This is a genomic window from Geobacter sp. FeAm09 (genome assembly GCF_008330225.1).
In the GTDB taxonomy this organism is placed as follows: domain Bacteria; phylum Desulfobacterota; class Desulfuromonadia; order Geobacterales; family Pseudopelobacteraceae; genus Oryzomonas.
In genome coordinates this window covers 3,964,349-3,977,967 of sequence record NZ_CP042466.1, presented here as the reverse complement: position 1 = coordinate 3,977,967, position 13,619 = coordinate 3,964,349, and the positions used below count along the sequence as shown (strand labels likewise).

The window sequence follows — 13,619 nt, the reverse complement described above, 5'->3', positions numbered from 1 at the left end:
GCCGGAAAGATCCGGTATACTGTTCATACCATAGAAACGCTCAAAACTCACCTGCGAGTTTATTCAGGCACTCAACACACGGGAGGAAACAACTATGGGAATGTTCTGTAACCAGTGCGAACAGGCGGCAAACGGCGTCGGCTGCAACATCTCCGGCGTATGCGGCAAGAAGCCCGAGGTAGCGACCCTGCAGGACCACCTGCTCTACGGCTTGAAGAGCCTGGCGCTCTATGCCGACAAGCTGGGACGCGACCCGGAGATCGACCGCTTCACCATCGAGGGGCTCTTCACCACCGTCACCAACGTGGATTTCGACGCGCCCCGCATCGGCGGCATCATCAAGCACTGCTTTGAGCTCAAGGAAAAGGCCCGCGCCGCCCTGGCCGCCAGGGGCACCACCCTCTCCGGCCCCGTGGCCGAATGGAAGCCTGCCGAAGACCTGAACGGCATGATTGCCCAGGGCGAGGCGTACGGCATCAACGCCCAGCACGTCAACGAGGATATCCGCTCCGTGATCGAGATCCTCATGTACGGCCTGAAGGGCATGGCCGCCTACCTGGACCACGCCATGATCCTGGGGCGCAGCGACGATGAGGTGCTGGCCTTTGTCCAGAGGGCGTTGGCCGCCACCACCGACCCCAACCTGGGGCTCATGGACTTTGTCGGCCTCTCCATGGAGTGCGGCAAGCACAACCTGACCGTGATGGGGCTTTTGAACAACGCCCACACCGACGCCTACGGCCATCCGGTCCCCACGCCGGTACAGCTCGGCACCAAGGCAGGCAAGGCCATCCTGGTTTCGGGCCACGACCTGAAGATGCTGGAGGAACTGCTCAAGCAGACCGAAGGCACGGGGATCAACATCTACACCCACGGCGAGATGCTTCCGGCCCACGGCTACCCCGGGCTGAAGAAATACGGCCATCTGGCCGGCAACTTCGGCGGCGCCTGGCAGGACCAGGCCAAGGAGTTCGTCAACTTCCCCGGCGCCATCATCTTCAACACCAACTGCATCCAGCGTCCGTCCGACACCTACAAGGACCGCCTCTTTACCTGGGGTCTGGTGGCGTGGCCTGACGTGAAGCATGTGAGCGGCTGGGACTTCTCCGAGGTTATCGCCAAGGCCCAGGAACTGCCCGGCTTCCCCGACAATCCGGGCCAGGAGATCCTGACCGGCTTCGGCCACAACGCCGTCCTGGGCGTGGCCGACAAGGTGGTCGCGGCGGTCAAGTCCGGCGCCATCAAGCACTTCTTCCTGATCGGCGGCTGCGACGGCGCCAAATCGGGGCGCAACTACTACACCGAATTCGCCGAGAAGCTCCCCCAGGATACGGTCATCCTAACCCTGGCCTGCGGCAAATTCCGCTTCAACAAGCTGGAATTCGGCGATATCGGCGGCATCCCGCGCCTGTTGGACGTGGGCCAGTGCAACGACGCCTACTCGGCCATCCAGATCGCCGTGGCCCTGGCAGGCGCTTTCAACTGCGGGGTCAACGATCTGCCGCTCTCCATGATCCTCTCCTGGTACGAGCAGAAGGCCGTGGTCATCCTCCTTACCCTGCTGCACCTGGGGATCAAAAACATCAAGATCGGCCCGTCCCTGCCGGCCTTCATCTCCCCCAACGTTCTCAATTTCCTGGTGGAGAACTTCAACATCGGCCCCATCACCACGGTCGAGGCGGACATGAAGGCGATCCTGGGATAATCTTTTTCCTGCCGCATCTCAACGACAAAGGCGCGGGCTTCGGCTCCGCGCCTTTGTTGCGTTTCTGGCGCATATTCCACCTAACTACCTGTTTGCAGTGTGACTATTTTCTCCTGATCTCGGCATTGTGACTGTAAATGAGCTCAGGAATGTGGTATTGGATATATTTGGTCCCCTTTCATGGTGCGTGGGGCCGCGGCAGACAAGTTTGGCAATCATTCAGGGGACGGGACCAATGGGCATGACCACAGGCACGACAAAAACGAGGATTCGGCAGATAATCTCCCGGCAGGTGATCAGCGTCACGCCGGAAACGCCGGCGGAGGAGGCGGTGGCCACCATGGCGCGGGCCAGGATCAGCTGCCTCATCGTGGCGGAAAAGAAGAGGCCGCTGGGGATCTTCACCGAGCGCGACCTGGTCAAGCTGGCCAACCAGCAGGTGCCCTTCGGCAACCGGCCGATCCGCGACCTCATGACCAGCCCGGTGGTGACCATCTCCGGCAATCTGAACATCTACGAGGCCTACAGCCTCATGCTCACCAACAGGATCCGCCACCATGTCGTGGTGGACCATGCCGGCCGGATCCTGGGGCTCATGACCCAGTCCGACCTGATCAACCACCTGGGGCACGAATACTTCGTGGAGTTGCGCAAGATCGAGCAGGTCATGACCACCGGCGTCATGACCGTCGCCAGCGACGCCCCCATCAGCGAGGCCCTCGGTATCATGGCCGGCCCGGGGATCAGTTGCGTGGTCGTGGCGGACCAGCGCCAGCCCCTGGGCATCATGACCGAGCGGGACGCCGTCCGTCTGGTGGCCGAGGGCGTTGACCTGGCAACCGTTCCGGTCAGTAGGGCCATGAGCAGCCCGGTGCTGACCGTGACCACCGGGACAACGGTGTACGATGCCGCCCTGGCCATGAAGCGGGAGAAAATCCGCCGGGTGGTGGTGGTCGACAAGGAGGGCAGGATCGAGGGGATCATCACCCAGTCCGATATCATCAAGGGGCTGGAAGGACGCTATATCGAGTCCCTGAAGGAAATCATCCGGAAGAAGGAGAACATCTTCCAGCAGACCGCCCGGGAACTTCTGGACAAAACGATCTTTCTGGACAATATCCTCCGCTCCTCCATCAGCATGGCGATCGTCGCCACCGACAGCAGCTTGCGGATCAAGTACTTCAACCCGGTGGCGGAGCAGGTATTCGGGTATGAAGCGGCTTCGGTCATCGGCCGTTCTGCGGCGGAGGTGCTCATCCTGGAGGATATCGCCCCCCTCGGCCTGATGAGGGCGCGGGAGACCGTGCTGAGTGAGGGGAAATGCACCTTTCCCGTCGAGATACACCGGAACGGGGCCACCTTCTACTACGACGGCAGCCTGTCCGGCATCCTGGACAAGCAGGACAAACTGGCCGGTTTCGTGCTGATGCTCAACGACATCACCGAACGCCGGCAGCACGAGGATACGATCCACCACCTGGCGTACCACGATGCCTTGACCGGGCTCCCCAACAGGATACTGCTCAACGACCGGCTTGGCCAGGCCCTGGCCTCGGCGCGCCGCACCGGTACGCGGGGGGCGCTGATGATCCTCGACCTGGACCGCTTCAAGGATATTAACGACAGCCTGGGACACAGTATGGGCGACCTGCTGCTCCAGGCGGTGGGCGACCGGTTGCGGGGGCTCCTGCGCAAGAGCGATACGGTCTCGCGCATGGGGGGGGACGAATTCGTGCTGCTCTTGCCGTCCATCGCCTCGGCGGAAAGTGCGGCCGTGACCGCCGCCAAGATCGTCACGGCGTTCAACAAGCCGTTCGTCTGCAGCGGCCGCCCCCTCTCCGTCACCGCCAGCATCGGGATCGCCGACTTCCCCGATGACGGCGGGGATGCGGAAACCCTCTTGAAGAATGCGGACATCGCCCTGTACCGGGTCAAGGAGGCGGGCAGAAACGACTTCCAGCGCTACACCCCCCCGCCGGGAAACGGCCAGCAGGACAACCGGGTGGCATAAGGCCCGGCCCGCCGCACCGGGTGCTAATCCTGCCGCAGGGGGAGCCGGAGGACGACGCAGGTCCCCTCCCCGAAGTCGCTGGATACCGCAACCGTTCCCCCATGCCGCTCCACGACGGAACGCACCATGGCAAGCCCCAGACCGGTACCGCGGCCATCCTTCTTGGTGGTGAAAAACGGCTCGAAGATGCGCTCCCTCGTCTCCGCATCCATGCCCGCCCCATTGTCGGCAAAGGTCAGAACGGCATACCGGCCCGGCCCGGCCGGCGCCTCCCCATCAGCGGCATCCCCCCCATCGGGGCAACCGGTCGTGATCGTGATCCGGCCGCCGTACGGCATGGCGTCACGCGCATTGGCCGCAAGGTTCAGCAATACCTGCTCGATCTGGTAGGCATCGACCGAGACCGGCAGCTCCCCATCGGTAAGCGCCAGATCAAGGGCGATACGTTCGCCGACCAAATGCTCGACAAACCTGCCGGCATTGCCCACAACCGTATTGAGGTCCGCCTGGGCAGGCTCCGCGGCCCTCGCACGGTTGAACGACAACAGGTCCGCCACCAGCACCGAGGCCCGGCTGGTGGCCTCGATAATATGCCGGGCCAGCCGTCCGGCGGGGTCGCCGGGGGCCGACCTGAGTTCGATGAGCTGGGCCGTACCGGCGATGACCGTGACGATATTGTTGAAGTCGTGGGCAATCCCGCCGACAAAGACGGCGGCGGGCTCTCCGCCCGCGGCGGCCGGCAGATCGTTCACGGGGCCTCCTTTCTCAGGGCAGCTTGAAGCGGCTGACCAGGCTCTGCAGTTCCTGGGCCTGGTTCGCCAGTTGGGCGGCGGCGGCAGCGGTTTCCTCGGCGCCGCGGGCGGTCTGCTGCACCACGTCGGTGATCTGCTGGATATTGGTGGTCACCTCGCCGGTGGCCGCGGTCTGTTCTTCGGCCGCCGTGGCGATTTGGTTGATCTGCATGCCGACCTCGTTAATCCGGCCGAGGATCTCGTCCAGCGCCACGCCTGATTTCTGCGAGCTGACCGCGCCCTTCTCCACCTCGCTGACCCCCACTTCCATGGCATGCACAGCCTCGCGGGTCTCCCCCTGGATGGCCTTGATCATCTCCCCGATCTCGCGGGTGGCCTTGGTCGTGCGTTCCGCCAGGGCCCGCACCTCATCGGCGACCACCGCAAACCCCCGCCCCTGCTCCCCGGCGCGCGCGGCCTCGATGGCGGCATTCAGCGCCAACAGGTTGGTCTGGTCGGCGATGTCCTCGATAGTCCCCACAATATCGCCGATCTGCTCCGAACGCGCCCCCAGCGCCTCCACCGTCTTCGAGGTCTGGCGCACCCGTTCGGCGATCACGTTCATGCCGCCGATGGTTTCATTCACTACCTCGGCCCCGGCGGTGGCGGAATCGGTCGTCTGCCGGGCGGCATCGGCGGCCATGGTGCAGTTGCGGGCAATATCGCCGCTGGTGGCGGACATCTCTTCGCTGGCGGTGGCCACGGTATTGGTCTGGGACGCCACCTCCTCGGCCCCGGTGGCGATCTGCTCCGACGTGGAGTGGAGCTGGTTGGAGGCCGAGGCGATGGAAGCGGAGATGTCCGCGGTGCGCGTGATCAATTGGCGCAGATTTTCGACCATCTCCTTCATTGCCGTCATCAATTGGCCGGTTTCGTCCCGCGACAGCACGTGGACCTCCATGGTCAGGTCTCCCCGGGCAAGACGGTGGGCCACCTCCACCCCCTCCTCCAAAGGACGCCTGATGGCGCGCGCGATCACCACGGCGAGAACGACGCCGGCGGCGACACACAACAGGAGCATGCCGAGGATCAGCGACCGGGCCGCGCCATAGACGGCCCCGGCATGCCGATATTCAGCCTCGCCACCCTTGATGTTGATCTCGATGCCCTTCAGCAGGGCCCCTTCAGCCTGGTCGTAAAACTTCTTGGCATCGCCCCGCAGTAGTTCAATCGCCTCATCGTTCCTGTTCTGGCGCGACAGGTCGATAAATGTCTTGTGGGTGTCCAGATACTGGCCGAAAGCTTTGGTAAACTCTTCATACAGCTTTTTTTCCTCGGGGGTGCTGATCAGCTTCTGATAGGCGTCCTCCTCCTTTTTCAGATCGGCAAGGGTCCCCGCCATGATTCTCTCGTAGGAGTCCTTGTCCTGTCCCGCCGTGGAGAGCGCATGCTGGAGTTCCGCCCGGCGGAACAGCCCAAGCTTGGAGGTCATGGACGATATGGAGTTGGTGCTCGGCATCCAATCGGTCCCCAACTGGACCGCCCCCTGGTTCACCCGCGCCATCTGGTAGATGGCGAAAAAGCCCAGAAACGCGGTCAGGGCGATGACGCAGCCAAATGCCGTAAAAAGTTTCGTGCCGATCCTGAGGTTTCCAAACCAGTTCATGAAGTCTTCTCCTTTGGGATATGTACAGCCGACTGCCTGAACAGGGGGACCCGATGGCCACCCATTTTTACCACGACACCAGTGCAGCTTGCACCGCCGAGACCACGACCACACGCGGTTTCATGCCTATCCGTCCCTTATCGCGCCCCTCCCGACCCTGCCATCCCCGCCATGCAATATACCTATTTAATGTGGATTACATGGCGCTATATCTACCTACAATGACGATAATTACCCATTTAATGATGATTATGTCAATAAAATCGTTATTAAATATTGTTTATATTTTGATGCAGCAATGTTCTATAGGCCTGTCACAATAACCACATGAATTCAGGGGTAAAAAATGAAATCCACCAAAGAATTGTTGGGGGCCCGCATCAAGGAATTACGGAAATCATGCGGTTTTTCTCAGGAACACCTGGCCGAGATCGTGGGGGTCGAGCCGAAACACATCAGCCGCATCGAGGTGGGCAGCAGCTACCCTTCGCTCAATCGCGTGGAGTTGATTGCCAAAGCGCTCGGCAGGCCGATCAAGGATCTTTTCGACTTCATACACCTGGAAAGCCCCGACATACGCGTCGAGAACATGGAAAATATGATGAAGGGGATGAAGGAAGAGCACCAGCGGCTGGTTTACCGGATCGTAAGCGTCTTCAGGGAGTAGGGGCCGACGGTGAAAAGCAGAAGGCCCCTGGTTTCCCGGGGGCCTTCTAAACTGCATCGGACGGTGCCGTTATGCTTCATGGCGGAGAGAGAGGGATTCGAACCCTCGGTACGCTATTAACGTACACACGCTTTCCAGGCGTGCTCCTTCAACCTCTCGGACATCTCTCCGCAAGTGAACGGAAAATATAGTATAGTCGGAGGCATTTGTCCAGCATTTCATATTAGGCTTTGAAAAACAGCCGCGATAATTGTACAGTCCGGCCAGGAGCGACCACGTTATGAACATTGCCATCATCACCGCCATGCCCGAGGAGACACGGGCCTGCCGGAAGGCCGCCGGGGCGGCTGAGTCCCTGCGGATCGGGCGTTTCAGGGCTTTTTGCCGCCGCACGCCGGAATGTGGGCTGCTGCTGGTCGAGTCCGGCATGGGCTTCAAAAATGCCGCGGCTGCGGTGGAGGCGCTCTTGGGGGAATACCGCCCCGACCTGCTGATCTCGGCCGGCTTGTGCGGCGGCGTTGCGCCGGAACTGCGCGTCGGCGACGTGGCGGTGAGCAGGGAGTTGTGTATCGTCGCCCAGGGGACGGTTCAGCAGGTCCCCGTGGAGCTGGCCGCGGCGGGGCACAACTTCGTCGCCCGGCAGTCGGCGGCGGGTGCGCGGGTGTTCGCCAGCCTGTTTGCCGGCACCCCCACGATCATGGAGAAAAGGCAGCTCGCCCCGCTGCTCCCCCCCGGCGCCTCCTGCCCGGTGGTGGAGATGGAGAGCGCCGCCATCGCCATCGTGGCCGCGGAACACGGCATCCCCTTCCTGGGCATCCGCACCGTCAGCGACCCGGCCGACGAGGAGTTGGGCTTCTCCCTGGACGAGTTCACCGACCGCGACCTGCGCATCCGCCCCCACAAAGTCGCCCTCACCATCCTGCGCAAGCCGTGGATCATGCCCCAGCTCATCCGCCTGGCCCGCAACAGCCGCATCGCCACGGACAGCCTTGCCCAGGCCGTCGCCCGGTTGCTGGCGTCCCTATAAACATTAGCCACGGAGATGAACAGGGATAAGGATCAGGCAACCTTTATCCCTGTTCTTTATTCCTGATCTGACGGTATTGTCTCGGTGGCTGCAGATCCGAACCGTGGGGGCGAACTGCTATTCGCCCAACCAGGGCGCATGCAATGCGCCCCTACGCCAGGATTTGCCCATGTAATCGCCGGAACAACAGGTGAAAATCCCCGTGGTTTTCTCTGCGTCCCAGTGGCAGAATTGCCGTTTTGCCGTGTATCGGGGAGGTAGCTAGCGGGCTTTCGGCGTGGTAGCCGCCGGGGACCAGGGGTAGTCCCGCACATGGTCGCCGAACTCCTCCTTGGTGTAGCGGTTGACCCGCCGCAGCGCCAGGGTGACGACCATCACCAGCGGCAGGCTGTAGACAAGGATGCTGCACAGGGCCATGAAGCGCTCGCCGATCAGGATGGTCATGGTGATGTTGAAGACGAGCACCGACAGGTAGAGGACCGGCCCCAAAAGGGAGCGGAAGGGGAGGTTGCAGACGCCCCTGGGCGCGTCGTCCAGGCGGCGGGCGTCGATCATCTGGAAGGCGGCCACCAGGCAGAAACTGGTCAAGAGCCACCCCCAATAGTTGGAGAACGGCACGCCGAAGTGGAGGCCCTGTTCCCGGTAGCCGTAGATCTGCCCGAGAAACCAGCGCCGCCCCTGGAGGGCCACCGGGTCGATCACGATGTCGAGAAAGGTTTGCAGGAACGCCCCCAGGACCAGCGCCGACAGGGAACGGCGGATGGCGCGCGTCTCCAGGGTGGCCACGTTCCAGCGCCAGGACTTGAGGGGCGAAATGATGAACAGGGCCGTGGTGTAGCTGCAATAGGTCAAAAAGACGTAGGAGAGCGAATCGAAGAACGGCACCCCGGCAAGCCACAACTCCCTGCTGCTGGTGGTGTCGATGTAGTAGTACCAGCCGTAGGGGAAGCCGGTGTTGATGGAGAGCCACTCCGAGGCAAAGGCGATGAGATAGCCGGCCAGGGTGAAGAGCATGGTCCTGCGCCACCCCACATGGGGCACGCAGGCCAGGAGGTACGCCCCGAAGAAGGCAAACACGTAGGGGCGCATGGTGAAGGTGCCGAGGACGATATCCATAATACTGCTACCGGTTGCGGGTGCCATGGCCGGGCTCAGAACAGTGTGCCGACGACGCTGCCGATAACCGAGATGGGGCCGGTGTCCTGCAGCCCTTCCATGGTCTTTTCGGTCTTCTTGAGGGTCGATATGGCATTCAGGTACAGCTTGTCGTCGTTGACCAGCTTGCCGATGGTGCCCTCCCCGCTGTTGATCTTGCGGGTAATCTCCTTCAAGTTGGCCACCGTGTCCTTCAGTTCGTTGTAGAGGGCCGGGTCGTTGACCAGTTTGCCGGCCGTCCCTTCCCCCTTGTCGATGCGGGCGGCAATGCGGTTCAGCGACCCCATCCCGTCACGCATCTCCCGCACCGTGGCCAGGGCGTCGGTGTAGAGGCGGTCGTCGGTCAACAGCTTGCCGGCCGTCCCCTCGCCCCGCTCCAGTCGGGCGCTGACCGTCTTCAGGCTGCCGGCCACGTCCCGGATGTCCCGCCCCAACTGTTTGTCGTTCACCAGCATCCCCAGGGCGCCCTCGCCCCGGTCGATCTTGGTGGTAATGCTGGAGATGCTCTTGAGCGAGGTGTTCACCGCGGCACGGTTCTCGTCCAGGATGGCGGAGACCTTGGCCATGACCTCGTTCTGGTTGCGGTTCAGATCGACGATCAGCTGCTTGGCGTCCTTGGTCAGCCCCCCCACATTATCCATAATGGCGTCGATGCCGAACGCTTCGGTACTTTTTACCGTGCTGCCCGGAGGAAGTTCGGGGCTTGCGGGCGAGCCGAAGGAAAGCCCCAGGAATTGGCCGCCCAGCATGCTCGTCATGCGGATGCTGGCCACCGTGTCCTGCTTGATATGGGTACCCGGCTTGACCTCGAAGTCCACCTGCACCCTGCCGTCCTGAACGGCGATCTTTTCGATCGTCCCCACCTCGACGCCGGCCAGCTTGACGGCGTCCCCCTGCTTGAGCCCGGTGGTGGAGGAGAGGAACACCTTGTAGGGGACTCCCCGGTCAAAGATCTTCCAGCGATTGCCCACCTCCAGCATCAGGCCGAACAGGACGATGCTGAGGATGAAGAACAGGCCGACTTTTGCTTCGTGGGACAGGGTCATACGTGATTCTCCTACCGTGGCATGACGGCACCTGGTTCCGGTGCCTCCGGTCTGTCATTATACCCATCACCGCGAGGTTAGCAATCATATTGTGTTTTTGCGGTGTTCCCGCTATTGTGGTCCCATCATCTGCCAGGAGGGATTGCATGGTTTCATTCGAAGAAGCCCGGAAGGTCATCCTGTCCTCCGTCACGCCCGTCGGCACGGAGCGGATTCATCTCCTGGACGCCGTGGGCCGCGTCGCGGCCGAGGATGTGGCCGCACCGTGGGACATGCCCTTGTGGAACAACTCGGCCATGGACGGCTATGCCGTCAGGTCCGCCGATTGCGCGGCAACCCCCGCCACGCTGCGGGTCAGCGGCTTTTTGCCGGCCGGGGCCAAGGCCGACGGCGTGCGCGTGGAACCGGGCTGCGCCGTCAGGATCATGACCGGCGCCCCCACCCCCGAGGGGTGTGACGCAGTGGTGCCGGTGGAGGAGACCGACAACGGCGACCGGGAGGTCACCCTGAATGAGCCGGTCCAGCAGGGGCAGCACATCCGTTTCCGGGGCGAGGACGTGGCGGCCGGGGTGACCTTCCTCCGGGCCGGGTCGGTCATCCGTCCGCCGGAGGTGAACATGCTGGCCAGCTTCGGCAAGGCGCTGGTGCCGGTCTATCGCCGCCCCACCGTGGCGATCCTCTCCACCGGCGACGAACTCGTGGAACTGGGCGCCACCCCGGGGCCGGGGGAGATCGTCAACAGCAACGCCATCTCCCTGGCGGCGGCGGTGCGGGAGGCGGGGGCGGCCCCCCTCATCCTGGGCATCGCCCGGGATACGCGGGCGAGCCACCTGGAAAAACTGGGGGCGGGGCTGAAGGCCGACGTCCTGATTACCTCGGCCGGCGTTTCGGCCGGCGACCGGGACCTGGTGCGCGACGTACTGGAGGAGTTGGGGGCGCGGCAGGTGTTCTGGAAGGTCGGCATCAAGCCGGGGGGGCCTACGGCTTTTGCCCTCCACGGCACGACCCCCGTGTTCTCCCTCCCCGGCAACCCGGTCTCCACCATGATCACCTTCGAGGAGTTCGTGCGGCCGGCCCTGCTTGCAATGCAGGGGCATGGCCGGGTACTGCGGCCGCTCTTCAAGGTCGTGCTGCGCGACGAGGTGCGCAAGAAGGCGGGCAAGGTCCAGATCGTGCGCCTTCGCCTGGAGCGGGAGGAGGGGCGCTGGTACGCCACGTCGGCCGGCAACCAGCAGACCGCGATCCTCAAGACCATGGTGGACGCCGAGGCCATCGCCGTGCTGCCGGCCGAGGCCACCCGGTTCGCCGCCGGCGACGAGGTGGACGCACATTTTTACGGGAACCACATCGACCTTCTGGAGGCGGCCCCATGAACGACTATCTCGGCGCCCACATGTCCATCTCCGGCGGCCTGCACCTGGCCATCGACCGGGCCGTTGCCGCCGGTTGCGGCGTGGTGCAGATCTTCACCCGCAATTCCAACCAGTGGAAGGGCAAGCCGGTGAGCGAGGCGGACGCCGCCCTGTTCCGGGAAAAATTCGCCGCCTCCGGCCTGCACGAGGTGATCTCCCACGACATCTACCTGATCAACCTGGCGGCGGCACCCGGCGAGGTGCGGGACAAGAGCCTGGCCGCCTTCCGGGACGAGCTGGAGACCTGCGCCCGGCTCGGCATCGCCAAGGTGGTCATGCACCCCGGCTCGCACCTGGCGGATGAGCCTGCGGCCGGCCTGGGGCGGGTGATCGAGGCTTTCGACCAGTTGTTCCGGGAGGTCCCCCAATTCGAGGGAAAAGTGCTGCTGGAGACCACCGCCGGCCAGGGGACCAACCTGGGAAGGACCTTCGAGGAGTTGCAGGCCATCATCGACGGCTCGAAATTCCCGGACAAATTCGGCGTCTGCTTCGACACCTGCCACACCTTTGCCGCGGGCTACGACACCGCCACGGATGAGGGGTACGCCGATACCATGGCCCAGTTCGACCGCATCATCGGCCTGGGGCTCCTGCAATGCTTCCATTTCAACGACTCGAAGAAGGGGCTCGGCTCCCGGGTGGACCGGCACGACCACATCGGCCAGGGTGCCCTGGGGCTGAATCCGTTCCGCTTCATCCTCAACGACCCGCGCTTTGCGAAGATCCCCAAGATCCTGGAGACCCCAAAGGGGGACAACGACGAGATGGACGGGGTCAATCTGGGGGTGCTGCGGGGGCTGGTGAAAACGCCATAGCAGATTGTTGAAAAAATGAGGTTGTTCAAAAATAGTCAGATCAGCGCACCCGCTCGACAAGCCCTGCGGAGGCCCTCAGCCGGCCTTTGGCCACCCTCTCCCGGAGGGAGAGGGTAACGGTATCCCTTCTCCCTTTGGGAGAAGGATAGGATGAGGGGCGCTCCGCCGCACGAAAGGGCTTTCGAGGACGAAGGCCCGATGGCTGTTTTTCAACAACCAACTAGAACAGGTCCAGGTTCTCCAACGCCTTCAGAGGCTGATTGCTGAAGTGCGGCTTTTCCTCCCGCTGCGTCGGGCGAACGGGGGATTCCCGCTGGATGACCGGCTCCTCCGGCGCCTGCTCTTCGCACTCCTCATGCACCACCTCCTGCTCGCCGTCCATGCCGTTGCCCTTGAAGAAATAGCGGTCGTAGAGCCGGTGGTGGGAGGTCCAGCGGGAACTGCTGGCGCTTTCCCGGGCGATGTGGGCTTGGATGCCGTTGATCTTGGAGTCCATATCGTCCAGGTAGTTGAGGATGGTGGCCTCCACGGTCTTGGGGCGCTTGGGCGAACCGTACTCGTACTGGCCGTGGTGGGAGAGGAGCATGTGCTTGAGCAGCATGGCCAGCTCCCGCGGGAACCCCTCCACCGTGCGAATCTTGTCCTCCACCAGTTCCACGCCGATGGTGATGTGCCCCAAAAGCTTCCCCTCGTCCGTATAGTCGAAGGCGCGCTCGTAGCTCATCTCGTGGATCTTGCCCACATCGTGCAGCAGCGCCCCCACCACCAGCAGGTCCTCGTTGATCCCCTCGTACAACGGCACAATGGTCTTCACCAGCCGGGCCACCGAGAGGGAATGCTCCATGAGCCCCCCCAGGTACACGTGGTGCATCCCCTTGGCCGCCGGGGCCGTGCGGTACTTGGCCATGAGCGGTTCATCCGCCAGGAACGTATCCATGAGCCCCTTGAGGTGCGGATCGGCAATGGCGGCCACCAGCGCATCCAACTCCCGGGACATGTCGTCCTTGTCCCGGGGGGATTCGGGCAGAAAGTCGGCCAGGTTGACCGCCTCCTCGGGAATCCGGGTGATCTCGGCCACCACCACCTGCATCTTGTTCAGATAGACCGACGCCTTGCCGCGCACCTGCACGAAATCGTCCCGCTCGAAGAGCTTGTCCAGAACGTCCACGTTGTCCCAGACCTTGGCGTCCACCTCGCCGCTCTTGTCCATGAGGCGCAGGTTCATATAGGGTTTGCCGTTCTTGGCCATGGCCATGATCTTTTCCTTGACCAGGAAAACGGCGGAGACCGGGTCCCGGTCCTTGATGTCGGCTACGAATTGTTTTGCCACGTGACGCTCCTTTATCGTACGAACACGACCTTGTACTCACTTCATCAGGAAAGC

At 62.9% G+C, this 13,619-nt stretch carries 11 protein-coding genes and 1 tRNA gene; 6 read left to right on the top strand and 6 right to left on the bottom strand.

The features are described from left to right. Window positions 1-100: 100 nt before the first annotated feature. Together hcp and FO488_RS18680 are read left to right on the top strand one after the other, a co-directional pair. Window positions 101-1,705, top strand: coding sequence for a hydroxylamine reductase (gene hcp / locus FO488_RS18685; RefSeq protein WP_370514350.1), 1,605 nt, complete (start codon window positions 101-103; stop codon window positions 1,703-1,705). A gap of 235 nt (window positions 1,706-1,940) precedes the next feature. After that, window positions 1,941-3,716: a CBS domain-containing protein gene (locus FO488_RS18680; protein ID WP_149211949.1), complete on the top strand. Its 1,776-nt coding sequence runs from the start codon at window positions 1,941-1,943 to the stop codon at window positions 3,714-3,716. 23 nt (window positions 3,717-3,739) lie between these two features. Here the strand turns inward: FO488_RS18680 and FO488_RS18675 are convergent, their stop codons facing one another. Further along, complete coding sequence (locus tag FO488_RS18675) at window positions 3,740-4,468, bottom strand: sensor histidine kinase (protein ID WP_149211948.1); 729 nt, start codon at window positions 4,466-4,468, stop codon at window positions 3,740-3,742. Between the two features lie 13 nt (window positions 4,469-4,481). Beyond that, on the bottom strand, window positions 4,482-6,113 hold the full coding sequence (locus FO488_RS18670) for a methyl-accepting chemotaxis protein (RefSeq protein WP_149211947.1): 1,632 nt from the start codon (window positions 6,111-6,113) through the stop codon (window positions 4,482-4,484). 346 nt (window positions 6,114-6,459) lie between these two features. Here FO488_RS18670 and FO488_RS18665 point away from each other — a divergent pair, with 346 nt between their 5' ends. After that, window positions 6,460-6,780, top strand: a complete 321-nt coding sequence (locus tag FO488_RS18665; RefSeq protein WP_149211946.1) for a helix-turn-helix domain-containing protein — start codon at window positions 6,460-6,462, stop codon at window positions 6,778-6,780. A gap of 79 nt (window positions 6,781-6,859) precedes the next feature. Here FO488_RS18665 and FO488_RS18660 read toward each other — a convergent pair. Further along, window positions 6,860-6,950: transfer RNA gene (locus FO488_RS18660), tRNA-Ser, on the bottom strand. 110 nt (window positions 6,951-7,060) lie between these two features. Between FO488_RS18660 and FO488_RS18655 the strand changes: the two genes are divergently transcribed. Further along, window positions 7,061-7,807 carry a phosphorylase gene (locus tag FO488_RS18655; RefSeq protein WP_149211945.1) on the top strand — a complete coding sequence of 249 codons (747 nt, stop codon included), beginning with the start codon at window positions 7,061-7,063 and terminating at the stop codon, window positions 7,805-7,807. 261 nt (window positions 7,808-8,068) lie between these two features. Here the strand turns inward: FO488_RS18655 and FO488_RS18650 are convergent, their stop codons facing one another. Both FO488_RS18650 and FO488_RS18645 read right to left on the bottom strand, forming a co-directional pair. Beyond that, window positions 8,069-8,923, bottom strand: a complete 855-nt coding sequence (locus FO488_RS18650) for a carotenoid biosynthesis protein (RefSeq protein ID WP_240732055.1) — start codon at window positions 8,921-8,923, stop codon at window positions 8,069-8,071. Window positions 8,924-8,958: 35 nt separating this feature from the next. After that, window positions 8,959-10,008, bottom strand: coding sequence for an MlaD family protein (locus FO488_RS18645; RefSeq protein WP_149211943.1), 1,050 nt, complete (start codon window positions 10,006-10,008; stop codon window positions 8,959-8,961). A 146-nt stretch (window positions 10,009-10,154) separates the two neighbouring features. Between FO488_RS18645 and glp the strand changes: the two genes are divergently transcribed. Both glp and FO488_RS18635 read left to right on the top strand, forming a co-directional pair. Beyond that, window positions 10,155-11,381, top strand: a complete 1,227-nt coding sequence (gene glp, locus FO488_RS18640) for a gephyrin-like molybdotransferase Glp (RefSeq protein WP_149211942.1) — start codon at window positions 10,155-10,157, stop codon at window positions 11,379-11,381. Further along, window positions 11,378-12,235 (top strand): deoxyribonuclease IV, encoded by an 858-nt coding sequence (locus tag FO488_RS18635; protein WP_149211941.1) that lies wholly within the window; start codon window positions 11,378-11,380, stop codon window positions 12,233-12,235. Before glp ends, FO488_RS18635 begins: the two co-directional genes overlap by 4 nt. A gap of 220 nt (window positions 12,236-12,455) precedes the next feature. Here FO488_RS18635 and FO488_RS18630 read toward each other — a convergent pair whose 3' ends face one another. Further along, window positions 12,456-13,565, bottom strand: coding sequence for a 3'-5' exoribonuclease YhaM family protein (locus FO488_RS18630; protein WP_149211940.1), 1,110 nt, complete (start codon window positions 13,563-13,565; stop codon window positions 12,456-12,458). Window positions 13,566-13,619: the final 54 nt, after the last annotated feature.